The following is a 23,642-nucleotide window of genomic DNA, read 5'->3' as shown; positions in this document are numbered from 1 at the left end:
CCCCAGGAGCCCGCGATGAAACACACCCTGTTCAACGACAAATACCCGGTCTTCGTCGCCGAGATCGGCAAGCACGAAACCAGCTTTCAGTCCGTCCCGGCGCTGGTCGATTACTACAAGGCCAAGATCGCCGAGAACCCGAAGGTGCAGTTCATCGCCGTCTTCGACCATCTCGCCCACACCACCAAGATCGGCGGCGAGATCATGCCCGGCCTGATCGCCGCCGTGGACATCGTCTTCTGCTTCGGCTTCGCCATCCCCAACCCGCAGGTCCTCGCCGTCCGCCCGCGCTCGATCGGCATCGCCGACATCGGCGACAAATTCGTCATCAGCTTCATGGAAGCCCCGATGCAACCCGCCAACCAGGCCATGGAAGCCTGGACGCTGGCCCTTAGAAACGTCTAGGCAACCCACCTCCGCCTTCACGCCTTCGCCCGGCCGCGCGCCGGGCATTTTTTTGCCGATCTGACGGTCGACCGTCAAATTCGAGGGAATTCCAGCAGGCAGATTCCAGAGCAAAAGCATCCCAGAATGACAACAGCCAATGCCGATGGCACAATCATTTCGTCATCAATCCTGTCGCTGCGCGTGTCTTGCCTGAGAGGATATATGGCGATGGGTTGTCTTATACACCGCGCTCAGAGCGCCCACTGAATCGGGGAGGTTTATGCCCAAAGCAAGAATTGCATTAGGTTTCTTCCTGCCACTCGGACCAATTGCAATATTCACCTTCGTTTCGGCATTTCCTGGATTCTTCAGTGGCAACACAATTCTTATGTGGCATTACTTGTCGGATTTCGGCCTCGCAGGCACCGCTCCTCTTGGCTTCATTCTGGTTGTCACTGGAATAATTGAGCTAATAAGATCTCCTCGTAATAAAGGCTAAAATAATGAACCGCGCCAATCCTGATATCCCGCTCAACGAGCAGCTTAAAGCTGTAGGACCGTCTCGCAAGCCGTTTCCCCTTACCTGCAACACTCAAGGATTCGAGCATGCTCGTCGCTCTGAAACCATCTCAAAAACACTCGCAGTGTCTATTCAACTCCTGATCTGACTGACGATTAACCTCTGTCTTTTCGGTTGCCGCACTCTGCACTACAACGCGCAACAACCCTAGCCATCGCTACAAGGTCAATCCATGCTGCGAATCGAGCTTCGCCAAATGTTTCGTTCCAACGGACTTATTGATGACATTGTTATTTATGGAACTTCCGAAGACTATCGATTGTTTGCCGAGCAGGTCAGCGTCGCCATATCGTCATCCGAAGCAGTTGCATTGAATAATGATTCGTCAATTAACCTTGAGATATCAAAAAACAACGCATCTGTCGATTTGTTCACCTCCCTGCAAAATTCAAGGAATGAATATTCGTCAATGCAGGACTGGCTATCCCGTAACGTTTTAAGGATCTCGGGCTCGGAGTCCCAACTAGGGGAGCTTTCGGCCTTTCTGTTCAATCTGTCTAGCAGAGGCGAGGGATATAGCTATATTTCCGATTATTCGGAATCCAGCGGGTATTCTTCTTATTCACCAGAATGGCGTCTTCATGTCGAAAATAGCTAATCCATCATCCAGAAAGATAAGCAGCACCAGCACTGCCACGGTCGTCTTTTTATTTCTCTGCGGTTGCGCAAGTCAAGCACCGAGTTATGATCCAAATGCACTGGAGTCATTTGGACGAATCGTGTCCAAGAAGCAAATCGGTGAAAAAATCCAAGCGCGTGCCGATTCACCAAACACGGGGCCGGCAATAGCTACTGCCATCGGTCCTGTCGGACTGATACTTGGTGATGTACTTCAGAAAAAGACAACCGTATCGGTATTCGAGTACCGAATAATTTCGCAAGACGGAAGAGATATTGTTGCCATCTCAGACTACCCTTTCAGCCATATTGGCCAATGTGTCAGGATATTCGAGTCGTCTCGACCAACCTATCCGAGGTTTGTATCCTCTGATGAATGCCCAGCCCAGTCAGCGCGCTAAGCATGGACGAGTGCATTCAGCTTCTTCTGACATTACCCTAGCCGCTGAGATGCACCTCGCCCACGCCGGAGCATTTTTTGACGATCTGACGATCCCCACTGCGCGCTCCGGCGATAACTAGAGCTGCACGTTATACGGCAACAAAACGATGACACCACTCTTACCAGCTATTCAATCAAAATTATGGCAGGTGGCTTGTGTTCACGATATTGAGCGAATCGCACTGCACACAATTTTGGGTGCTCCGCATTTCACAGAGTCCAACTCGTTCGCGACCTATGGCGGTGAGGAGGATTGGTGGGGCTATCAACTAGATAATGGCCAACTGGCTGTTTTATGTTTTCGTGTTCCTTACCGCGACGCGGTTGTTTGTTCGGATCAGCAGCAAGTCACCAAGGAAATTCTGGCCGCATTCAGCAGCGCTATTGCACTCGGCAACCTTGAGGTTTATCCGCATGCCTATGCCGCCTGACATTACGGTCAAAAACGTTCCCTTCGATCGCTCTACGTCCCGCAAGCGGGCCACCCTTTACCTAAACAGCAATGGCCAATAGCGCGCCCTTCATGGCCCGTCCATTTAGCCGTGTGACCGCCGGCTTCGTCGATCTATTCATATCGATATGTCTCCTCGGGCTTGTCGTTCATTTCTTGGATCTCAACAAGTTCAAGGTTATTGCATCGGCGGGGCTAGTCGTCTACGGCTTCTACCACGCCCTGTGTTACTCATCTTTCAACGGGGTAACGCTTGGCCTGCGTTACATGGATATGCGACTCGTCAGTGCTTCGAGCAGCACGCTCCTAAGTGCTCGCCAAGCCGTTTTACGGGCAGTTTTTCGGCCAGCCCTGCTATTTCTCACCGGCTGGGCCGCTCTCGACTATGCCCCCCCCCGGAGCTTGGCGGGCGAGTCTTTTCCTTACACCCATCATCGTTGAACTCGGAATGATGTTCACCTTGCCCTCGCGGCAGACGCTTTCAGATCTCGTCTCGAGGACACTTGTGATCAATGTTCCGCCGCTTCAACCCCATCGTGCTCCTGCCGGCCCGATGTATAGCGCAAGTGATGCCGAATTTGGCTTCAAGCACAGGAAGTAAGGAGTGTCGCCGCCGATGAAGGCTCTTCTTCAGTCAATGTTCTCCAAGCTACGCGGCCCTGTCACCCCACCCTCTCCCCGAACAACCGATCCGTCAGCTTCACATACCAGGCCGCCGACTGTACCTGGATGATGTAGGCCAGCGTGATCACCAGCGCGGCATCGGAGCCGGCGGGGCCGAAGGCGTTCATGGCGAGTGCCAGGGCGATTGAAAGGTTGCGCATGACCGTGCCGTACACCAGGGCGATGGCGTCGCCGCGCGGCAGCAGGCTGCGGGCGACGATGCTGCTGAGCAGGTAGTTGATGGCGTAGAGCGCGAGCAGCGGCGGCAGCAGCTGCAGCAGTTCGCCGGGGCGGGCAACCAGTTGTTCGGCCTTGAGGGCCATGGCGACGAAGACGATGCCGAGCACGCCGAGCGTCGAGAACGGCGGGAAGCGCGGCGCCCAGTCGCTCTGGAAGGCTTTCTGGCCGTATTTTGCGATCAGTCGCGACTGGGTGACATGGCCGGCGAGCATCGGCAGGAAGACGATGAAGACAATCTGCAGGAAGACGGCGACGAGGTCGACCGGCACCGTCGCGCCCATCAGCCACTGGACGTAGAAGGGTGTCGCCAGCGAACCGAGGATCAGGCCGAGCACGGTCATCTTGACGGCGGCGCCGAGGTTGCCGCCGGCAAAGCCGGTCCACGAGATGGTCATGCCCGAGGTCGGCAGCAGCGCCGCCAGCAGCAGGCCGATGGCGTAGTACGGTTGTTCGGGGAAGAAGACGCGACCGATGGCGTAGGCGATGAAGGGAATGATCGCGAAGTTGATCGCCTGCGCCAGCCATTGCGCCTTGCCGTCGCCGCCTTCGAGGACTTTGGCGAGCTTCAGGCTGACCATCATCGGATAGACCATCAGGAAGGTCAGCGGGACGATCAGCGATTTCATCCAGGCGCTCGGCGCCAGCAGGCCGGCGGCAAAACCGAGCAGCATCGCGGCCGGGATCGCCAGGATCAGGTTTTTCGACAATTTGGCCAGTAGACCGTGCATGATGCCCTCCGGGCAATAATATAAGCGTTTGATTATACGCATTGGCCATGCACCGGCCAAGCCGCTTTCCGCGAGACCTGAACAAAGTACTGTACAAAACACCAGTCATTGGCTAATCTTCGAACACCTGATCATTCATACAGTACTCGTTCAAGGAGATTCGCCATGAAACAGCTGCAAAAATGGTTCGACCTGATCGCCGGCATTTCGGAAGACGAACAGAAGCGCCTGGCGATGGCGCACGCGATCTTCGGCAGTCGCGGTCCCGACCTCGCCGAACTGGCCAAGCCGGCCTGCTGGCGGCGGCCGGTGCATGTGCGCAGCCGGCGCGGCTGATTTTCGCCGGCCGCTTTTCCCTGTCGCCGCGCCGACAGCCGGCTGCGGCATAATGGCGCCTTGGCAGAACAGAACCGCCGACAGCGGCCATCACACACCGGGGAAAAGCACTCATGACGCGTATCGACATCGACGAAGCCATACGCCTGCACCACAAGTGGCGCCGCCAGTTTCTCAACGCCTTTGCCGGCGGCAGCTACGCCGACATGCCGCTCTCCGAGCATCGCAGCTGCACCCTCGCCTGCGCCGCCGGCCAGTTGCCGGCCGCCGTGCTCGAACTTGACCGGCGCTTCCACCTGCTTGCCGACGAGATCGTCGATCTCAGCAACAACGGTCTGAGCGATTCGGCCGACCTGCTGCTGCCCGAACTCAACGAGGCCGAGCACCAGCTGGCCGCGGCGCTCGACCAGTTGCGCTAGTTTTCAGGCGAGCGCGGCACGCCAGGCAGCCAGCGCCAGCCACAGCAGGAACAACAGCAGGAAACAGAGAACGCCCGCAAGCAGCGGGCGTTCGCGTCCCGGCAGCAGCCGGGCGACGAGCTGGCGCGGCGCCCGCGTGATCAGCTCGAACAGGCGATAGACCGGGTTGCCCTGGCGTCCGGCGCCGGCGAGCAAGGCCATCGCCCCCATCCCGAGCAGGCACAGGCCGAGCATCTCGACAATCGCCCGCAGCGCGCCGATGGCGAACGGCAGCATCGGCCTAGGCCTCGCCGTCGTCGTATTCGGCGTCGAGCTGGTTCATCCGCCGGCTGTAATGGACGATGATGCCGAGATAGCAGAGCAGGATGCCCTGGGCGGCGAAATAGAAACCGAAGGGAAAACCGAAGAAGCGGTATTCGTTGAGCTCGCGCGCGAACCAGCTGACGCCGAAGGTCAGGATCACCCACAGCAGCAGCAGCCAGGCGGTCAGCGCGCGGGTCTTGCGCCAGTACGGGGAAATCTCGCTCATGGGGCCTCCGGACGGCTGCCCGGCCGGCGGATCCGGGCGAGGAAATCGGCGGCGCCCGGTGCTGGCCGGGTGACCAGGCTGACCGCGATGTTGGTGAGGAAACCGGCTGCAATGCCGAAGACGCCGGCCGAGGTCGATTGCAGGTGGAACCACGGGTCGAGGCTGCCGTCGCCGAAACCGAGCCAGGCATAGCCGCCGAATTCGAGGCGGAGGATGTAGTAGAGGGTCAGGCCGAGGCCGACGACCATGCCGGCGACGGCGCCGGCGCGCGTCGCGCGGGCCCAGAAGATGCCGAGCACGAGTGCCGGGAAGAAGGCCGAGCCGGCGATCGAGAAGGCCCAGGCGACCATCGACAGGATGGTCCCGGGTTTCTGCGCGGCGACGGTGGCGGCGAAGACGGCAACGACCAGCAGCAGCGACTTGGCGATGACCAGGCGGAACTGCGTCGACGACTGCGGCCGGAAGATCCGGTAATAGACGTCGTGCGACAGCGCGCTGGTGATCGTCAGCAGGAGGCCGTCGGCGGTGGACAGCGCCGCTGCCAGCGCGCCGGCGGCGACCAGCCCGGAGACGACGTAGGGCATGCCGGCGATTTCCGGTGTCGCCAGCACGATCACGTCGGGGTTGAGCGAGAGTTCGGCGAACTGCAGGATGCCGTCGGCGTTGATGTCCTCGATCGAGACCAGCCCGACCTTGGCCCAGGCGGCGACCCAGCCGGGCAGCTTGGCAATCGGGATGCCGGTCAGGTTGGAGAGCACCTCGAACTTGGCAAAGACCGCGTAGGCCGGCGCGGTGACGTAGAGGATGACGATGAAGAGCAGCGACCAGAACACCGAATGGCGGGCCTGCGCCACCGTCGGCGTGGTGTAGTAGCGCATCAGCACGTGCGGCAGCGCGGCGGTGCCGACGGTCAGGCAGAAGATCAGCGCCAGGAAGTTGATGCGCTGGGCGTCGCGCTCGGCCTGGGTGTCGCCGGGAAAGGCCTCGGCGTGCGGAATCGGCGGCTTGCTACGGTCGACCGCCGCAAACATCTCTTTTTCCCAGCGCTCGCGCGCCTGTTCGGGATCGAGCGGCAACTCGCGGCGCTGGCGCTCGAGGGCGATGATCTCGCGCATCTGCACGTCGCTCGACTTGAGCGCGTTGATCTCGGCGCCCAGCCGCTCGCGCTCGATCATCAGCGAATTGGGCAGCTGCATGATCTTCTGCGCGTAGAGATCGGCACGCTCGCGGTACAGTTCGCGCACCGCCAGTTCGGCCTCGGACTTGAACAGCCGCGATTCGAGCGCGCTCACCTTCTCCAGCACCTGGCCATAGACCATCTGCGGCACCGGGTTGCCGGTGACGTTGAAGGAAAGGATGGCGACCGGCGTCAGGTAGGCGACGATCAGGATCAGGTATTGCGCGACCTGCGTCCAGGTCACCGCGCGCATGCCGCCGAGGAAGGAGCAGACGAGGATGCCGGCGAGGCCGACGAAGACGCCGACCTCGAACTGCAGGCTGACGAAGCGGCTGGTGATGACGCCGACGCCGTAGATCTGGGCGACGACATAGACGAAGGAAGCGAGGATGGCGGCAAACACGGCGATCAGCCGGATGGTGTTGCCACCGTAGCGGGCGCACAGGAAATCGGGAATCGTGTATTGCCCGAAGCGGCGCAGGTAGGGCGCCAGCAGCAGCGCCACCAGCACGAAGCCGCCGGTCCAGCCGATGACGTAGGCCAGGCCCTGGAAACCCTGCAGGTAGAGGGTGCCGGCCAGGCCCATGAAGGAAGCGGCGCTCATCCAGTCGGCGCCGGTGGCCATGCCGTTGAAGAAGGCCGGCACCCGGCGGCCGGCGACGTAGTACTCGGAAACGTCGGTGGTCCGGCTGAAGACGCCGATCATCGCGTACATGGTGACGGTGAACACCAGGAAGGCGTAACCGACCCAGCGCGGCGGCATGCCATTGCGCTCGAGCAGCGCGAGCAGGCCGACGAAGCCGAGGAAGACCGCCGTGTAGTACAGGTAGTAGCGCTGCAGGCGGGTCAGCGAGGCGAACATCGGCGGCTCAGTGGGTCCGGCGCAGGTGACTGCTGGCCTTCGATTCGTCGATCAGCTGGTCGACGGTATCGACGCCCTTGGCGTGCGCACGGACGATCGTCATCTGCAGCAGCCGGGCCAGCGCCAGGCTGTTCGCGGTCGGACTGCGCCGGCCCTCGCCGACGTCGAGGCCGAAGGCGACCAGCCAGTCGTCGAGCGGCATCGGCTTGTGGCTGGTCTCGCCGAACATCGCCGGCAGCAGCCAGGTGAGGTCCACCCAGCGCGGCGCGAAGCCGATGCCCAGGCGTTTCTTCAGCAACTGCTGGAGAAAGCCGCTGACGTAAGCGACGTGGTACGACACCAGCGGCGACTTGCCGACGAAACGCAAAAATGCCGCCAGCTGGCGGTCGACCGTCGCATCGTCCACGGTCGACCCGGCCAGATCGACAAAAATGCTCTGCTCCGGCGAAACCACGCCCTGGTGCACCAGCGTCGCGGCGATGCCGGTGATCCGGTCGCTGTCGGGGTTCTGGCCGTCGGTGGCGATGTCGACGACGACATAGCGGGTCATGAAATGCGACGACTCGAGCGCCCCGGCGTCGCTCTCCTGCCAGGCGGCGAGCGCCGCCTTGACGTCGTCGGGGAGATGTTCGCCCGGCCCCGCGCCGAACAGGAATTTCCTCAGGCCGGAGATCATCAGTTGTTCACCTGGTAGTCGAGCTTCAGGCGCGACTGGATCTTGCGCGCCTGGCGGAAGGATTCCTTGAGGATGCGGCGATCGAGCTCGTTGAGCTTTTCCGGGTCGATCAGGTTGTCGCCCTGGCGCCCCGGCTCGCCCTCCAGGTACTGGTGCTGCAGGCGCAGCAGCTGGATGAAGTTGAGCCCGTCGAGGACGGCATTGATCTCCTCGCCGCGGATGTTCATCTTCTGCGCCGACAGGCGCAGGCGCTGGATCGTGTTGGTCCCGTGCACGCCGGCGGCGAGCGCGTAGATGCGGGCGACGTCGACGAAGATCCGCGAGCCGTACTTCTTGAGGTCGATCTTGCCCGGATGGTCGGCTTCGAGATCGGTGACGAAATCGCGGATCTTGCCCAGCGGCGGCCCGACCTCGAGCGCATTGCGCGCCATCGCCTGGAGGAAGACCGGCGTCGCCGAAGCCTGCGACAGCAGATGGCGGCGCATGCTGTCGGCGAGTTCGCTCTTGCCGTGGAGCGGGCGGAAGTCGAAGAAGATCGTCGCGTTGAGCAGGGCCACCGGCTCCGGCGTGCGGATCCACTTGCTGAACTGGGCGCGCCACTCGTCCAGGGTCAGGCACCACTGCGGGTTGCTGGCCATGATGTTGCCCTTGCACAGCGGGAAGCCGACCTGGTCGAGATCCTTGTTGGTGTCGAGGGCGAACGCCAGGAAGCGCTGCTTGAGGGCTTCCTGGTCGCCGCCATCGGGCACCAGGTAGACGATGCCGTTATCCTGGTCGGTGCTGAAGGTCTGCTCGTCGCGGCCTTCCGAGCCGAAGGCCAGCCACGCCCAGTCGATGCCGGCGAAATCGTGGCGCTCGAGGTTGAGCTGGATGACGCGCCGGGTCAGCGCATCGTTGAGCGCCGAGATGAACTGCGTCAGCTGCTCGGCGCCGATGCCCTGGGCGAGCATGTTGAACGACAGCTGGCGGACGTCGGCGGCCGACGCCTTGAGCGCGGCAACGTCGGGCGCCGACTCGATGGCCTGGCGGATCTGGCGCAGGCCGACGCGCTGCAGCGCGAACAGGTCGCGCTCGGAAACGACGCCGGAGAGCCGGCCGAGATGGTCGGTGACGAGGACGTGGCGGATGCCGTGGGTGGCCATCGCCAGCATCGCATCGTAGGCGGTGGCATGTTCGTCGAGCATGAAGGGCGTCGCCGACATCGCCTCGCTGATCGGCGCGTCGAGCGACAGGCCGGCGAGGACGACGCGGTCGAGCAGGTCGCTGCGGGTGAAGATGCCGACCGGCTTGAGCTCGGCGTCGGTCACCACCATCGAGCCGATGCCCAGCTGCGACATGCTTTCCAGCGCCTGGCGCAGCGGCGTCTGCGGCTGCACCGCGGCCGGATTGCGGGCGCCGATGCCGGCGAGCGGCGAGTTCAGCGTCTGCTGCTCGCTCGCCTTCTGCGCAAACTGGGCCTGCAGCTGCCGCCGCGACTGGTCGAGCAGGCTGGCGATGTACTGCGTGCAGAACAGGTTGAATTCCGGGCTGCTCGCCATCAGCCGCAGGTAGTCCTCGGCCGGCAGGTGGTAGCAGAAGGTATCCTCGACGGCGGTATAGATGTTGGTCGACGGCCGGCCGGCGGTGACCGCGCCGATCGGAAAGCTCTCGCCGGCGCCGAGGCTGAGGATCGAGTACTCGGTGACGGTGACCTCGCCGGCCTGGCGCGCCTGCACCTTGCCCGACTCGATCAGGTAGAAGAAGCGGACATTGCCCGAATCCGGCCCGACGATCAGGCTGCCGGCCGGGTAGAAGGCGATGTGCGCCTTCTCGGCGAACAACTGCAGCGCCGCCGGCGCCATCTTGTTGAACGGCGCGTGCCGGGCGAGAAAGGCCTGGGTGTTGCCGGCCGCCCGCCGCTGCCCTTCCTGGCGCAGCATGGCTTCGACCTGGCCGACGTCGATGCTTTCCTGTTCTGTACTCATGGCTCCCCCTGCTCGATGGCTGTTATAAGGAATAGTTTAACTTGAGGCGTTGCTGCAGATGGCGCGCCTGGTGCAGCGACTCGCGCAGGATCGCGCGATCGACGTCGTGCAGTGCCGCCGGTTGCAGCAGCACCGCCCCGCCCTGCTGGGCGGCGAGGCGCAGGCGCAGCAGGTGGCCGAGGGCGGCAGCGGCGGCGGCGATCTCGCGCGCCTGCATGCCGGCTGCCGGCCCGGCCTGGCGCAGCCGGGCAAAGCTGTTGACCGCCTTGCAGCCGTTAGCCAGCGCAAAGATGCGCGCGGCATCGACGAAGATGCGGCTGCCGAATTTCTTCAAATCGATGCCTTCCGGGTCGTCGACCGTGACATCGCCGAGAAAGCCGAGCGGCGGCTGCGCCTGCAGCGCATTGGCCGCCATCAGGTGCTGGAAGGCCGGCGCGTCGGCGCACAGGCGGGCGATCTCGTCGCGCAGCGCATCGCCGAGCGCGAAGCTGCCGGCCAGCGGGCGCAGGTCGAAGAAGATGCTGGCGTTGAGCAGCGCCGCCGGTTCCGGGCAGCGCACCCAGTCGAAGAACTGCTCGCGCCATTCGGCGAGCGACAGGCACCAGGCCGGATTGCCGGCCATGATGCCGCCCGGGCAGCGGGGAAAGCCGCAGTCGGCGAGCGCCGCGTTGACCGCTTCGGCAAACGGCAGGAAACGCTCGCGCAGCGCCTGCGCCTCGCGCCCGTCGCTGGCGGCGAAGACCAGGCCGTTGTCCTGGTCGCCGGCCAGGGTCTGTTCGTCGCGCCCTTCCGAGCCCATCGCCAGCCAGCACCAGGCGGCCGGCGGCAGGCGCTGGCGGCGGGCGACCAGGGCAATGGTTTTTGCGGTCAACCGGTCGTTGACCGTGGAAATCAGCCGCGTCGCCGTTTCGCCGTCGAGGCGGCCGTCGGCCACTTCGCCGAGGCGCTGGTGCACGCTGGCGGCGAGCGCCGGCAAGCGGGCCGGGTCGTCGACCGCGGCCAGTTCGGCGAGCAGCGCCGGGTACGACGATCCGGGCAGCGGCAGCGCTTCCATGTCAGTACTTGATGCGCGCGAAGTAGGTTTTCTCGGCCGCCGCCAGCGCCTGGCGGACGGTGACGATGCCCTTTTCCTCAAGCAGCGGCAGCAGGCGCAGGAAGACCTCGCCGGTGGCGATGGCGTCCTCGAGCGCGTTGTGCCGGCTGCCGATGCTGATCCCCAGGCGCTCCAGGATGACGTCGAGCTTGTGCGACTCCTGATTGGGATGGACGACCGCCGAGAGCAGCAAGGTGTCGAGCACCGGCTGGGTGAAACGCAGGCCGGTGCGCGCTTCCTTCAACTGCAGGAAGCGCATGTCGAAGGCGGCGTTGTGGGCGATCAGCACGGTTTCCTCGCAGAAGGCGTGGAAGGCCGGCAGCACGATGTCGATGTTCGGCTGGCCGCGGACCATGTCCTCGGTGATGCCGTGGATCGGAATCGACTCCGGCTTGAGCGGCTGCTCGGGGTCGACGATCTGGTTGAAGATTTCCTGCTTGAGCAGGCGGTTGTTGACGATGCGGGCGGCGCCGATCTGGATGATCTCGTCGCCCTTCGACGGCTCGAGGCCGGTCGTCTCGGTGTCGAAGACGGTGTAGGTCAGCTCGGACAGCTTGCGGTCGAGGTCGATCGACTTGTCCTCGAACTTGAACAGGTCGAAGTCGTAGTACTCCGGCCGGCCGGTGCTGCGCCGCTCGTCGACCAGCTCGGCCGCCGGCGTCGCCACCGGCAGCACGAAGCGGAAGAAGGCACGGTGCGCGGCCTTCTCGCGCTGGTACCAGATCTCGCCGCCGTGGCGGTCGATGACGTCGCGCAGCGACAGCGACGAGGTCTCGCCAAGCGCCTGCATGGTTTCCATTTCCCAGGTGTAGAAGGTCTCCGAGGAGATCGCCTGGCCGACCCAGATCAGGTCGAGGTAGGCCAGCTTGCCCTCGCTGACGGTACGGAAGCGCAGGTCGCGGACCTGGTAGTGATCCTGCAGCCGCTCGGCGATGAAGACCAGCGCGAAGACCAGCGAGAAGCTGTCGGCCTTGATCCACAGCGCCGCATCGACGTCCTCGGTCTTGGTCGGCAGTTTCAGCTTGTCCTCGATCCGGCGCTGGGCGGCGCTGATGATGTCGGTGGCCAGCACGTCCTCGAGCGGCCAGCGCGTCTTCATCGAATCGGAGAACTCGTGCATCGTCTGGTCGAGACGCTGGCTCATCCGCGCCGCCTCGTCGTCGACGACCTTGACGAAGCGCTCGCGCAGCTCGCTGTCCATCTCCGGGTAGTCGATCAGGTTGGCGACCGCCGCCCGGATGCTGCCGAGCGCCGCCCGGCTGCCTTCGGTCAGCGAATGCAGCGCCTGGTCGCGGCGCGCCTCTTCCTCGAGCGTGCGCGTGATGTTGTCCACGGTCAGCACGTAGCCGGTCATCTGCGCCTCGGCCGGCTCGAGCGCCGCCGACAGCACCGGCACCATCTGCACGCGCAGCAGCTGGCCGCCGCGCGTGGTGGTGACGAAATTGGCCAGCGCCGATTTGCCGTTGGCCAGCCGCTGGCGGATGATTTCCTGCGAGTGCTCGACCTGGTTCTTCTCGAGGATCGAGAAGATCGAGCGGCCGAGTCCGATCAGCGCCCCGCCAGCGACCGTCGTCGGTCCCTGCGACAGGGCCTTGAACTGCAGCCGGGCGCGGTTGTTGTAGAGCAGGATGCGACCGTCGAGATTGCAGACGACGACGGCCTGCGCCAGTTCCGACATCAGCGCCGCCAGGCGGTTCTTCTCTTCCTCGACCGAGGCGTTGGCCTGGGCGATCCGCGAATCGACGTCGTCGAGCAGCGCGTCGCGCTGGGCGGCCAGGTCGTTGGCGGCCTGCGCCAGTTGCTGGACTTCCGGCGGACCGTCGAGGCGGACGCGGAAATTGCGGTTGGCGCCGAGCATCAGGCGCAACTGCTCGGCCATGCCGAGCAGGCCCTCGACGTACTGCTTGAACAGCTTGTGCAGCACGGCGACGCCGATGGCGAAACCGAACAGCGTCATCAGCGTGCCGATCGGCAGGCGCGACAGCAGCAGTTCGGTGAGCATCTCGCGCTCGGCGTCCTTCATGTCCACCCAGACAAGGAAGGAGGTGACGATGAACGGCCCGGTCATCAGCAGACCGAGGACGACGATGGCGAGCAGGAAGCGGACTTTGGCCTTCATGGCGACAACCCCTGGCGGATGGTTTTTGCGCGTTCGGCGGCGTCGACCGTCAACGCGGGCGGTGGCGTTGCGTTCGCCGGATCAGGCCTGGCCGAGCGTTTCCCGGACCCGGAGCATGAGTTCCTTGGTCGAGAACGGCTTGGTCATGTACACGTCGGCGCCGATCGCCAGCCCCTTGGCGACCTCGGTGTCGCGGCCCTTGGCGGTGAGCATGACGATCTTCAGCGCAGCCTGCGCCGGATCGGCGCGCAGCGCCTCGCAAACCTCGTAGCCGGATTTTTTCGGCATCATCACGTCGAGCAGCACCAGGTCGGGCGCGAATTCGGCGACCTTGGCCAGCGCCTCCTCGCCGTCGCAGGCCACCACCACCTCGAACCCCTCCTTCTTCATCAGGAATTCGAGCGATATGACGATGTTGGGCTCGTCGTCGACGATCAGTATCTTCTTGGACATCCGTTTAGTCTCCCGTCTTATGCATCCGGCTCTCGCAGGGGAACCGTGAAAATGAAGGTGGCGCCGGCGCCCGGCGCACTTTCAACCCAAAGCTTACCACCAAAGTAGTCGACGATTTGCCGGCTGATCGGCAGCCCCAGACCGGTCCCCTGGGGCTTGTCGGTGAGCGTGTTGCCGCCCTGCCGGAACTTCTCGAAAACACTGACACATTCGTCGGCGGTCAGCCCCGGCCCGTTGTCGGCGACGCTGACGCGCACCGCCCCGTCGCTGCAGGCGACACCGACGCGGACCTCGCCGCTGCCGCCGGGAACGAACTTGACCGCGTTCGAAAGCAGGTTGACGACGACCTGGGTCAGCCGGTCGCGGTCGGCGAGCACGCTCGGCAGCCCGGCGGCGATCTCGCCGCTCAGGCGCACGCCCTTCTCGCGGAACAGCGGTTCGAGCGCCGCCATCGCCTCGCGCACGACGGCGCCGACATCGACGGCGACGGCGGTCCACTCGGCGCGCCCGGATTCGAGCCGGGCCAGGTCGAGGATCTGGTTGATCAGCCGGGTCAGCCGCTCGGCCTCGCCGACGATGATGCCGAGGAAGCGCCGCCGCTCGCCGAGTTCCAGCCGCGGATCGTCGTGCAGCATTTCGGACAGGGCGCGGATCGAGGTCAGCGGCGTGCGCAGTTCGTGCGTCACCGTCGAGATGAAATCGTCCTTCATCCGGTCGAGCTCGCGCAGTTGCGCGTTGGCCGCGCGCAGTTCGCCGGTCGCCGCTTCCAGCGCCCGCTGCTTGGCTTCCAGCTCGCGGCTGTAGGCACGGACCTGGCTGGCCTCGTCAAGGATGTCGAGGACTTCCTCGAGGCCGAGGTCTTCCTCGCGGGTGACGCTGGACACCATCGCCCGCGCGCTGGCCGAGCCGATCGCCGCCGCCAGTTCGGCCTCGGCGAAATGCACGAACTCGGCATCGGGCGCCAGTTCGCGCCAGTCGCTACGGCCGCGGCTGCGGGCATGCGCCGCCAGTTGCTGGCGGGTGCGCGCCGGACCGAGGAAGCGCTCGAGCAGTTCGACCAGTTCCTGCAAGGAGGCGTTGCCGCGCCACAGCCGGACGTCCGGCGCCCGCTGGGCGTGCCGGAAGACATCGACGAAGCGCTCGGCCTGGCTGGCCTCGAGCGCATCCGGCACGGTCGCCAGCGACACCGCCAGGTAGGCGCCGAGGTTGGCGAGCAGGCTCCACCACAGGCAATGCGAGATCTCGTCGAGACCGTCGAGGCCGAACAGCGCCTGGGCGCGCAGCCAGTCGATGGCGAACGGCCCGACTTCGACGAAGCCGCTGTCGATCCAGCCCGACTTGGCGAACGACGGCAGCAGCAGCGTGTACAGCCAGACGGCGAAGCCGGCGAGCAACCCGGCCAGCGCCCCGGCACGGGTGCCCTGCTTCCAGTACATGCCGCCGAACAGCGCCGGCGCGAACTGGGCGACCGCGGCGAACGAGATCAGGCCGATGCCGACCAGCGCGTAGGCTTCGCCGGCAGCCTTGAAGTAGGCATAGCCGAGGAGCAGGATGAAGACGATGGCCAGCCGGCGGATGCCGATCAGCAGGCGCGACAGGTCGCCGCGTTTTTGCCGTTGCAGCCAGGTCGACCGTAACAGTGCCGGCATCGCCAGGTCGTTGCAGACCATCGTCGACAGGGCAATGGTTTCGACGATGACCATCCCGGTCGCCGCCGACAGGCCGCCGATGAAGACGAGCAGCGCCAGCGCCTGCGCCCCCTGTGACAGCGGCAGGGTGAGCACGAAGGTATCGGGATTGGCGCCCTGGCCGGCAAAGTGCATCAGCCCGCCGAGCGCCACCGGCAGCACGAAAATGTTGATCAGCAGCAGGTAGAGCGGAAACAGCCAGACCGCGCGCTTGAGGTGCGACTCGTCGACATTCTCGACGACCATTACCTGGAACTGGCGCGGCAGGAAGACGATGGCCAGCGCCGAGAGCAGGATCATCGCCGCCCAGGCGCCGGCGCGCGAGGGATCAGGCTGCATCAGGCGAAGCAGCTCGGGCTGCGCCGCCGCCCGCCGGAACAGGTCGGCGAAGCCGTCGTAGATGCCCCAGGTGACGAAGACGCCGACGGCGACGAAGGCGAGCAGCTTGACCACCGATTCGAAGGCGACCGCCGCGACCATGCCCTCGTGGCGCTCGGTGGCGTCGAGGTGGCGGGTGCCGAAGAGGATGGTGAACAGCGCCAGCACCGCCGCCACCAGCAAGGTCGAATCGACGCCCCAGAGCTGGATGGCGTGGCCGGAACGGTCGAACAGCACGTCCAGGCTGGCGGCCACCGCCTTCAGCTGGAGCGCGATGTAGGGAACGATGCCGACCACCGCGATCACCGTCACCAGCCCGGCGAGCAACTGGCTCTTGCCGTAGCGGGCGGCGATGAAATCGGCGATCGAGGTGATCCGCTGCGCCTTGGCGATGCGGATCATCTTGACGATGACGCCGACGCACAACAGCATCAGCGTCGGCCCGAGGTAGATGGTGAGGAAGGACAGGCCGCCGGAGGTGGCCCGGCCGACGCTGCCGAAAAAGGTCCACGACGTGCAGTAGACCGCCAGCGACAGCGCATAGACGTTGGCGCCGATGATCGAACGGCCGGCGTCGGCACGTGCGTCGCCGAAGCGGGCGACGGCGAAGAGCAGTCCGCCGTAGGCCACCGAGAGGAGCACGACGAACCAGCCGGAGAGCATCACTTGCCGCGCCGCTCGGCGACCAGCGCGGCAAGCGCGATGAGGCCGCCCCAGACGCCGAACAGGTAGAGGAAGATCGCCGGCAGGTCGGCCAGCGTGCCGCCGGGCAGGCCGACCAGCGGATAGCTGAGCAGGGGAATGCCGAGCAGGCCGAGCGCGGTCAGGCGCTGGCGCGTCGGACTACCGCGTTTCACCGCAACCCCTCCGGAAAAATGGAAACGGCCGACACGCCAAGCGTGCCGGCCGTTGTAGGCATGCAGTCTGATGCGACCACACGGGAGGCCACCTTATGGGCGACCATTGTCTCCTCCTTGCCCTTTTTAGTCTGTCGGAGCGGCCTGGCAAGCGCGCCGCTCCGTGAATTTTGCGGTCGACCGCCGGTCGACCGTGATTACCGCTCAGCCCTTCAGTTGCTCGAGGATCGCCGGATTCTCGAGGGTCGAGGTGTCCTGCGTCAGTTCCTCGCCCTTGGCCAGGCCACGCAGCAGACGCCGCATGATCTTGCCGGAACGGGTCTTGGGCAGGTTGTCGCCGAAACGGATGTCCTTCGGCTTGGCGATCGGCCCGATCTCCTTGCCGACCCAGTCCTGCAGCTCCTTGACCATCTTCTTGACGGCTTCCGGATCGGTCGGACGCTGGCCCTTGAGCACGACGAAGGCGACGATGGCCTCGCCGGTCAGGTCGTCCGGACGGCCGACGACGGCAGCCTCGGCGACGAGCGGGTTGGCGACCAGCGCCGATTCGATTTCCATGGTCCCCATGCGGTGACCGGAAACGTTGAGCACGTCGTCGATACGACCGGTGATGGTGAAGTAGCCGGTGTCCTTGTCGCGGATCGCGCCGTCGCCCGCCAGGTAGTACTTGCCCTGGAAGTCGGCCGGGTAGTACGACTTGATGAAGCGCTCGTCGTCGTTCCAGATGGTGCGGATCATCGACGGCCACGGCTTCTTGCAGACGAGGATGCCGCCCTGGCCCCACGGCAGTTCGGCGCCGGTCTCATCGACCACGGCGAACTGGATGCCCGGGAAGGGCAGCGTGCAGGAACCGGGGATCAGCGGCGTCGCGCCCGGCAGCGGAGTGATCATGTGGCCGCCGGTTTCGGTCTGCCAGAAGGTATCGACGATCGGGCAGCGGCCGCCGCCGACGTTGGCGTGGTACCACTCCCAGGCGGCCGGGTTGATCGGCTCGCCGACCGAACCGAGGATGCGCAGCGACGACAGGTCGTAGCTCTTCGGATGCACCGCCGGGTTGTTGTCGGCCGCCTTGATCAGCGAACGGATCGCGGTCGGTGCGGTGTAGAAGATGGTGGCCTTGTGATCCTGGATCATCTTCCAGAAACGGCCGGCGTCCGGGTAGGTCGGCACGCCTTCGAAGACGATCTCGGTGGCGCCGCAGGCGAGCGGGCCGTAGGCGATGTAGGTGTGGCCGGTGACCCAGCCGATGTCGGCGGTGCACCAGAAGACGTCGCTGTCCTTGATGTCGAAGGTGTACTTCATCGTCAGGATGGCGTGCAGCAGGTAGCCGCCGGTCGAGTGCTGGACGCCCTTCGGCTTGCCGGTCGAACCCGAGGTGTAGAGCAGGAACAGCGGGTGCTCGGCACCGACCCATTCCGGTTCGCAGGTATCGGCCTGGCTGGCGAGGCCTTCGTGCAGCCACTCGTCGCGGCCGGCAACCATGGTCACGTCCATGCCGGTGCGCTTGAAGACGACGACGCCCTTGAGCGTGTCGCAGCCGCCGAGGGCGATGGCTTCGTCGGCGATGGCCTTGAGCGGCAGCGCCTTGCCACCGCGGAACTGGCCGTCGGAGGTGATCAGCAGGACGGCGCCGGCGTCGTTGATGCGGTCGCGCAGGGCCTGGGCGGAGAAGCCGCCGAACACGATCGAGTGGGTGGCGCCGATGCGGGCACAGGCCTGCATGGCGACGACGCCTTCGATGGTCATCGGCATGTAGATGACGACGCGGTCGCCCTTCTTGACGCCCTTGGCCTTGAGCAGGTTGGCCATCTTGCAGACCTTGGCCAGCAGTTCCTTGTAGGTGACCTTGGTCACGTCGCCGTTGTCGGCTTCGAAAATGATCGCGACCTTGTCGCCCTTGCCGGCTTCGACCTGGCGGTCGAGACAGTTGTAGGAGACGTTCAGCTTGCCGTCGGCGAACCACTTGAAGAACGGAGCATTCGATTCGTCCAGGACCTGGGTGAAGGGTTCCTTCCAGCTGACCAGTTCGCGGGCCCGCTTGGCCCAGAAACCTTCGTAGTCGGCTTCTGCTTCCGCGCACAGCGCCTTGTAGGCGTCCATCCCGGAAACCGCCGCATTCTTGACGATTTCGTCAGACGGATAGTAGAACTGCACGGACTCATTCGACATATTTTTCTCCTCTGCGGTACTTCGCATTTATGTTGAAACAACCGATCGGGCCGCGGGGTCGAACCCCGGGATGTAACCAAGCCGTACGCGCCGAAACCGTCTCACTCCCCAGGCCGGCGGCAAGCACTCATTACACGACGATATTCTTACAAAGGCCTTACGAAATCACGCTGCGGCGCAACATACGGCGATCTCGGGCAGGCCCGGGACAGCGTGCTAAACTGCGGGCCCCGATTTGATCCGAAAACACGCATGAACCCGACCAAACTGCTGCCCTCCTTCATCTTCGCCAGCCGCTGGATCCAGGCGCCGCTCTACATCGGACTGATCATCGCCCAGGCCGTCTATGTCTGGCTGTTCATGATCGAACTCGGCCACCTGGTGCATGGCATCTTCGGCGAACAGAAGATGACCGAAGCCGACATCATGCTGATCGTGCTTGGCCTGATCGACGTCGTCATGATCGCCAACCTGCTGATCATGGTCATCGTCGGCGGCTACGAAACCTTCGTCTCGCGCCTCCACCTCGACGAGCACCCGGACCAGCCGGAGTGGCTCAACCACGTCAATGCCGGCGTCCTCAAGATCAAGTTATCGACGGCGATCATCGGCATTTCGTCGATTCACCTGCTGAAAAGCTTCATCAATGCCGGCAACCTGGCCGAGCACACGCTGCTCTGGCAGGTCGTGATCCATGTCGTCTTCATCGTCTCGGCGCTGGCCATGGCGATGGTCGACAAGCTGATGACCCAGACCCTGATTCTTCAACATAACAACCACTGACCCGGAGTTGCGCATGACCGCCATCAAGCAGGAAGACCTGATCCAGTCGATCGCCGATGCCTTCCAGTACATCAGCTACTACCACCCGCTCGATTACATCAAGGCGCTGGGTGAAGCCTACGAGCGCGAGGAAAACCCCGCCGCCAAGGACGCCATCGCCCAGATCCTGACCAACTCGCGCATGGCCGCCGAAGGCCATCGCCCAATCTGCCAGGACACCGGCATCGGCATGGTCTTCATCAAGGTCGGCATGCAGGTCACCTGGCCGGATGCGACGATGAGCATCCAGGAAATGATCAATGAAGGCGTGCGTCGCGCCTACGCCAACCCGGACAACCCGCTGCGCGCTTCGGTGCTCGCCGATCCGGCCGGCGCCCGCAAGAACACCAAGGACAACACCCCGGCCGTGGTGCATTTCGAGATCGTCGAAGGCCATCACGTCGAGGTCATCTGCGCGGCCAAGGGCGGCGGCTCGGAAGCCAAGTCCAAGTTCGCCATGCTCAACCCGTCCGACGACCTGGTCGACTGGGTCCTCAAGAAGATCCCGGAAATGGGCGCCGGCTGGTGTCCGCCCGGCATCATCGGCATCGGCATCGGCGGCACGCCGGAAAAGGCCATGCTGCTGGCCAAGGAATCGATCATGGCGCCGGTCGACATCCACGAGCTGAAGGCCAAGGCCGCCAGCGGTGCCAAGCTGACCCGTCCGGAAGAGCTGCGCCTCGAGCTGATGGAGAAGATCAACGCCCTCGGCGTCGGCGCCCAGGGCCTCGGCGGCCTGACCACCGTGCTCGACGTCAAGGTGCTCGACTACCCCTGCCACGCCGCGAACCTGCCGGTGGCGCTGGTGCCGAACTGCGCTGCCACCCGTCACACCCACTTCCACCTCGACGGTTCCGGGCCGGCCAGGATCGAGCCGCCGAAGCTGGAAGACTGGCCGGCCGTGACCTGGACGCCGGACCTCAAGTCGGCGACCCGCGTCAATCTCGACACCCTGACCAAGGAAGAAGTCGCCTCCTGGAAGCCGGGCCAGAAGCTGCTCCTCAACGGCAAGATGCTGACCGGCCGCGACGCCGCGCACAAGCGCATCGCCGACATGCTGGCCAAGGGCGAGCAACTGCCGGTGGACTTCACCAACCGCGTCATCTACTACGTCGGCCCGGTCGATCCGGTGCGCGACGAAGTCGTCGGCCCGGCCGGCCCGACCACCGCCACGCGCATGGACAAGTTCACCCGGATGATGCTGGAGAAGACCGGCCTGATCTCGATGGTCGGCAAGTCCGAGCGCGGCCCGGTCGCCATCGAGGCGATCAAGGACAACAAGTCGGCCTACCTGATGGCCGTCGGCGGCGCCGCCTACCTCGTGGCCAAGGCGATCAAGACGGCCAAGGTCGTCGGTTTCGCCGACCTCGGCATGGAAGCGATCTACGAGTTCGACGTCCAGGACATGCCGGTCACCGTCGCCGTCGACTCGGCCGGCACCAGCGTCCATGAAACCGGTCCGAAGGAATGGCAGGTCAAGATCGGCAAGATTCCGGTCAAGGCCTGAGCCCCGTAGCAACCCGGCAAAGCCGCCCACGGGCGGCTTTTTTCATGGATCTGACGGTCGACCGCAAAACTTCGTAACAAATCGTCGCACAACCGCTGATGGAAAAATCGCGGGGGTGAACAAATATACGGATCACCTCATTTCCCGCAGGAGATCCGCATGCCTCTCAACCGACTGAAGCTCACCGTCGCCGCCCTCGCCGTCTCCGCCGCCGTCGGCGGTGCCTATGCCCTCGGTCAGCATCCGTCCGGCAACGCCCCGGCCCCGGCCGCCGCACCGGTGGCTGTTGCCACGCCGGTCGCCGCGCCCGCCCCGGCCGGCTTTCCCGACCTGCGCAGCATCGTCGCCGCGAATGCGCCGGCGGTCGTCAACATTGCCGTCACCGCCAACCGCAAGGCGACCTACGGCGGCCCGCAGATCGACCCGAGCGATCCTTTCTTCAAGTTCTTCCGCCAGTTCCGCGGGTTGATTCCGGAAGACGCCGAACCGAGCCGCGGCGTCGGCTCCGGCTTCATCGTCAGCGCCGACGGCACCATCCTGACCAACGCCCACGTCGTCGCCGACGCCGACGAAGTCATCGTCAAGCTCAACGACAAGCGCGAATACACCGCCAAGATCCTCGGCCTCGACCAGGCCAGCGACGTCGCCGTGCTCAAGATCGAAGCCCGCAACCTGCCGACGGTGCGCATCGGCAACAGCAAGTCGGCCCAGGTCGGCGAATGGGTGCTGGCGATCGGCTCGCCCTACGGTTTCGAATCGAGCGCCAGCGCCGGCATCATCTCGGCCAAGTCGCGCAGCCTGCCGGACGGCAGCTACGTGCCCTTCCTGCAGACCGACGTCGCGGTCAACCCGGGCAACTCCGGCGGTCCGCTGTTCAACCTGCAGGGCGAGGTGATCGGCATCAACTCGCAGATCTACTCGCGCAGCGGCGGCTACCAGGGGCTGTCGTTCGCCATCCCGATCGAGGTCGCGATGAACGTCGAACGGCAGATCGTCGCTCACGGCAAGGTCGAGCGCGGCCGCCTCGGCGTCGCCATCCAGGAGGTCAACCAGTCGCTGGCCGACAGCTTCGGCCTGCCGCGGCCGGCCGGCGCGCTGGTCTCGTCGGTGGACAAGGACGGCCCGGCCGCCCGCGCCGGCCTCGAAGCCGGCGACGTCATCCTCGGCATCGACGGCCAGCCGGTCAACGCCTCCGGCGAGCTGCCCGCCGTCGTCGCCGCCAAGCGGCCGGGCGAGACGGTGCGCCTGCAGGTCTGGCGCAACAAGGCGATGCGCGACATCGTGGTCAAGGTCGGCGCCTTCCAGGAAGCCCGCAGTGCCGCCGCCGAAACGCCGAGCGCCGACAAGGGCCGCCTGGGTGTCGCCGTACGCCCGCTGACGCCGGAGGAAAGCCGTCGCCGCGGCATTGCCGGCGGCCTCGTCGTCGAGCAGGTCGGCGGTGCCGCCGCCCGCGCCGGCATCCGTCCCGGCGACCTGATCCTCTCGGTCAATGGCGAAGCGGTCGGCGACATCGACAAGCTGCGCGCCGCCATCGGCAAGTCGGGCAAGAAGGCGGCGCTGCTCGTCGAACGCGACAACGCCCGCCTGTTCGTGCCGGTCGACCTCGGCTGACCGGCAACTACCGGCGGCCGTCAGGCCGCCGGCCAGATTCCCAGTTCGGCCAGCTGCCGGCTCGCCGCCGGCGCCCAACCGCGGTTCGCCGCCGGGCTGGCCGGACTCGGATGCAGGATGCGGCCGAAGCGCACCGGCAGACCGGCCAGCGCCAGCATCGCCCGCTTCTCGGCCCAGGCACCGACCCCGATCACCCATTCCGCCTGCAGCGCCTCGACCATCCGCCGCAGGTGCGCATCGCACGCCGCCTGCAAGGGACCGGCCTCGGCCGCCGGCAGCTTGTCCGGAGTCAGGTTGCGGCCGTCGTCGAAGAACACCAGCGGACAGTAGTTGGCCACGAAATGCTCGGCGAAGAAGGCCTCGGGTGTGCCGAAACGTTCGCGGAACAGGCCCCACAGGCGCTGGCCGCTGACCTCGCCGCGCTTGCAGGCGAAGCCGTCCACCGGCTTGCGCGGATTCTCCCGGGCCGGCTTGCCGACCGCCCCCGACAAGCCCAGCCAGTCGCGCACCGCGGCGATCTCGCCAAAGGGCACACCGGTCTGCGCCATGCCGAAGGGCCCCGGATTCATGCCCAGGAAAACGACCTTCTTCCTGCCGTCGCCATAGCGTTCCAGGTAGGCCCGATGCACCGGCCAGGCGTAGTCGAGCGGGTTGTAAACATGGCTGGCCGGGGCGGCGAAGCGCATCGCATCGACCTGCGCGGAAAGCGTGCGCGCGGCGTCGACAAGCTGGGTGGCAATGGAAGTCATCGGTGGCGTCGAAAAAACGGGAAAGCGCGATTATCCCAAGCTTTTGACGGTCGACCGCAAAATCCGGGCAAATTCCACCTGGCGTTTTGACGCTTTTTTCACATTTAATGGATTGTGCGGTGTT

At 64.8% G+C, this 23,642-nt stretch carries 23 protein-coding genes; 10 read left to right on the top strand and 13 right to left on the bottom strand.

Annotated elements, in window-relative coordinates; all coding sequences use genetic code 11:
* The first annotated feature begins 15 nt into the window (after nt 1–15).
* The 5 genes from DFR40_RS13675 to DFR40_RS17600 all read left to right on the top strand — a co-directional run bounded on the left by DFR40_RS13675 (nt 16) and on the right by DFR40_RS17600 (nt 2,919).
* Nucleotides 16–405, top strand: coding sequence for a DUF6858 family protein (locus DFR40_RS13675; RefSeq protein ID WP_121459054.1), 390 nt, complete (start codon nt 16–18; stop codon nt 403–405).
* A 485-nt stretch (nt 406–890) separates the two neighbouring features.
* A complete protein-coding gene (locus DFR40_RS17185) occupies nt 891–1,055 on the top strand; it encodes a hypothetical protein (protein WP_170160230.1) in 165 nt (54 codons plus the stop codon).
* 84 nt (nt 1,056–1,139) lie between these two features.
* Nucleotides 1,140–1,565, top strand: a complete 426-nt coding sequence (locus tag DFR40_RS17075; RefSeq protein WP_147431339.1) for a hypothetical protein — start codon at nt 1,140–1,142, stop codon at nt 1,563–1,565.
* 569 nt (nt 1,566–2,134) lie between these two features.
* The gene (locus tag DFR40_RS17070; RefSeq protein ID WP_147431338.1) at nt 2,135–2,458 is read left to right on the top strand and encodes a hypothetical protein; all 324 of its coding nucleotides are present in this window, start codon (nt 2,135–2,137) and stop codon (nt 2,456–2,458) included.
* 71 nt (nt 2,459–2,529) lie between these two features.
* Nucleotides 2,530–2,919, top strand: a complete 390-nt coding sequence (locus DFR40_RS17600; protein WP_121459053.1) for an RDD family protein — start codon at nt 2,530–2,532, stop codon at nt 2,917–2,919.
* Between the two features lie 221 nt (nt 2,920–3,140).
* Here the strand turns inward: DFR40_RS17600 and DFR40_RS13665 are convergent, their stop codons facing one another.
* The gene (locus tag DFR40_RS13665) at nt 3,141–4,109 is read right to left on the bottom strand and encodes an arsenic resistance protein (RefSeq protein ID WP_121459052.1); all 969 of its coding nucleotides are present in this window, start codon (nt 4,107–4,109) and stop codon (nt 3,141–3,143) included.
* Between the two features lie 165 nt (nt 4,110–4,274).
* Between DFR40_RS13665 and DFR40_RS17180 the strand changes: the two genes are divergently transcribed.
* Both DFR40_RS17180 and DFR40_RS13660 read left to right on the top strand, forming a co-directional pair.
* Nucleotides 4,275–4,445 carry a hypothetical protein gene (locus DFR40_RS17180; RefSeq protein WP_170160229.1) on the top strand — a complete coding sequence of 57 codons (171 nt, stop codon included), beginning with the start codon at nt 4,275–4,277 and terminating at the stop codon, nt 4,443–4,445.
* Between the two features lie 113 nt (nt 4,446–4,558).
* The gene (locus DFR40_RS13660; protein ID WP_121459051.1) at nt 4,559–4,864 is read left to right on the top strand and encodes a CZB domain-containing protein; all 306 of its coding nucleotides are present in this window, start codon (nt 4,559–4,561) and stop codon (nt 4,862–4,864) included.
* A 3-nt stretch (nt 4,865–4,867) separates the two neighbouring features.
* On the opposite strand, the gene DFR40_RS13655 is transcribed toward DFR40_RS13660, so the two are convergent.
* From DFR40_RS13655 to acs, 11 genes are all read right to left on the bottom strand, one after another.
* Nucleotides 4,868–5,140 (bottom strand): hypothetical protein, encoded by a 273-nt coding sequence (locus DFR40_RS13655; RefSeq protein WP_121459050.1) that lies wholly within the window; start codon nt 5,138–5,140, stop codon nt 4,868–4,870.
* 4 nt (nt 5,141–5,144) lie between these two features.
* On the bottom strand, nt 5,145–5,393 hold the full coding sequence (locus DFR40_RS13650) for a DUF4212 domain-containing protein (protein ID WP_121459049.1): 249 nt from the start codon (nt 5,391–5,393) through the stop codon (nt 5,145–5,147).
* On the bottom strand, nt 5,390–7,432 hold the full coding sequence (locus DFR40_RS13645) for a sodium:solute symporter family protein (protein ID WP_121459048.1): 2,043 nt from the start codon (nt 7,430–7,432) through the stop codon (nt 5,390–5,392). Before DFR40_RS13645 ends, DFR40_RS13650 begins: the two co-directional genes overlap by 4 nt.
* 7 nt (nt 7,433–7,439) lie before the next feature.
* A complete protein-coding gene (locus tag DFR40_RS13640) occupies nt 7,440–8,108 on the bottom strand; it encodes a PolC-type DNA polymerase III domain-containing protein (RefSeq protein WP_121459047.1) in 669 nt (222 codons plus the stop codon).
* Nucleotides 8,108–10,027 carry a DUF294 nucleotidyltransferase-like domain-containing protein gene (locus DFR40_RS13635; RefSeq protein WP_121459072.1) on the bottom strand — a complete coding sequence of 640 codons (1,920 nt, stop codon included), beginning with the start codon at nt 10,025–10,027 and terminating at the stop codon, nt 8,108–8,110. Before DFR40_RS13635 ends, DFR40_RS13640 begins: the two co-directional genes overlap by 1 nt.
* Before the next feature lie 67 nt (nt 10,028–10,094).
* Nucleotides 10,095–11,126, bottom strand: a complete 1,032-nt coding sequence (locus tag DFR40_RS13630) for a DUF294 nucleotidyltransferase-like domain-containing protein (RefSeq protein ID WP_121459046.1) — start codon at nt 11,124–11,126, stop codon at nt 10,095–10,097.
* 1 nt (nt 11,127) lies between these two features.
* Complete coding sequence (locus DFR40_RS13625; RefSeq protein WP_121459045.1) at nt 11,128–13,284, bottom strand: 3'-5' exonuclease; 2,157 nt, start codon at nt 13,282–13,284, stop codon at nt 11,128–11,130.
* A gap of 81 nt (nt 13,285–13,365) precedes the next feature.
* Entirely contained in the window at nt 13,366–13,737 is a 372-nt protein-coding gene (locus DFR40_RS13620) for a response regulator transcription factor (protein ID WP_121459044.1), read from the bottom strand.
* Nucleotides 13,738–13,754: 17 nt separating this feature from the next.
* Complete coding sequence (locus tag DFR40_RS13615) at nt 13,755–16,466, bottom strand: sensor histidine kinase (RefSeq protein ID WP_121459043.1); 2,712 nt, start codon at nt 16,464–16,466, stop codon at nt 13,755–13,757.
* Nucleotides 16,466–16,660 carry a hypothetical protein gene (locus DFR40_RS13610; RefSeq protein ID WP_121459042.1) on the bottom strand — a complete coding sequence of 65 codons (195 nt, stop codon included), beginning with the start codon at nt 16,658–16,660 and terminating at the stop codon, nt 16,466–16,468. The genes DFR40_RS13615 and DFR40_RS13610 overlap by 1 nt, the downstream gene beginning before the upstream one ends.
* Before the next feature lie 204 nt (nt 16,661–16,864).
* Nucleotides 16,865–18,829: an acetate--CoA ligase gene (gene acs / locus DFR40_RS13605; RefSeq protein ID WP_121459041.1), complete on the bottom strand. Its 1,965-nt coding sequence runs from the start codon at nt 18,827–18,829 to the stop codon at nt 16,865–16,867.
* Nucleotides 18,830–19,081: 252 nt separating this feature from the next.
* Between acs and DFR40_RS13600 the strand changes: the two genes are divergently transcribed.
* From DFR40_RS13600 to DFR40_RS13590, 3 genes are all read left to right on the top strand, one after another.
* Nucleotides 19,082–19,612, top strand: a complete 531-nt coding sequence (locus DFR40_RS13600; protein ID WP_121459040.1) for a TIGR00645 family protein — start codon at nt 19,082–19,084, stop codon at nt 19,610–19,612.
* A 13-nt stretch (nt 19,613–19,625) separates the two neighbouring features.
* Nucleotides 19,626–21,158 (top strand): fumarate hydratase, encoded by a 1,533-nt coding sequence (locus tag DFR40_RS13595; RefSeq protein WP_121459039.1) that lies wholly within the window; start codon nt 19,626–19,628, stop codon nt 21,156–21,158.
* Between the two features lie 159 nt (nt 21,159–21,317).
* Nucleotides 21,318–22,769, top strand: a complete 1,452-nt coding sequence (locus tag DFR40_RS13590) for a DegQ family serine endoprotease (RefSeq protein WP_121459038.1) — start codon at nt 21,318–21,320, stop codon at nt 22,767–22,769.
* A gap of 20 nt (nt 22,770–22,789) precedes the next feature.
* Here DFR40_RS13590 and DFR40_RS13585 read toward each other — a convergent pair whose 3' ends face one another.
* Complete coding sequence (locus DFR40_RS13585) at nt 22,790–23,518, bottom strand: uracil-DNA glycosylase family protein (protein ID WP_121459037.1); 729 nt, start codon at nt 23,516–23,518, stop codon at nt 22,790–22,792.
* Between the last annotated feature and the right edge of the window lie 124 nt (nt 23,519–23,642).

It is taken from the genome of Azonexus fungiphilus, assembly GCF_003634965.1.
Taxonomy (GTDB): domain Bacteria; phylum Pseudomonadota; class Gammaproteobacteria; order Burkholderiales; family Rhodocyclaceae; genus Azonexus; species Azonexus fungiphilus.
The sequence above is the reverse complement of the archived record's forward strand: the minus strand, read 5'-3'. Positions and strand labels throughout refer to the sequence as shown.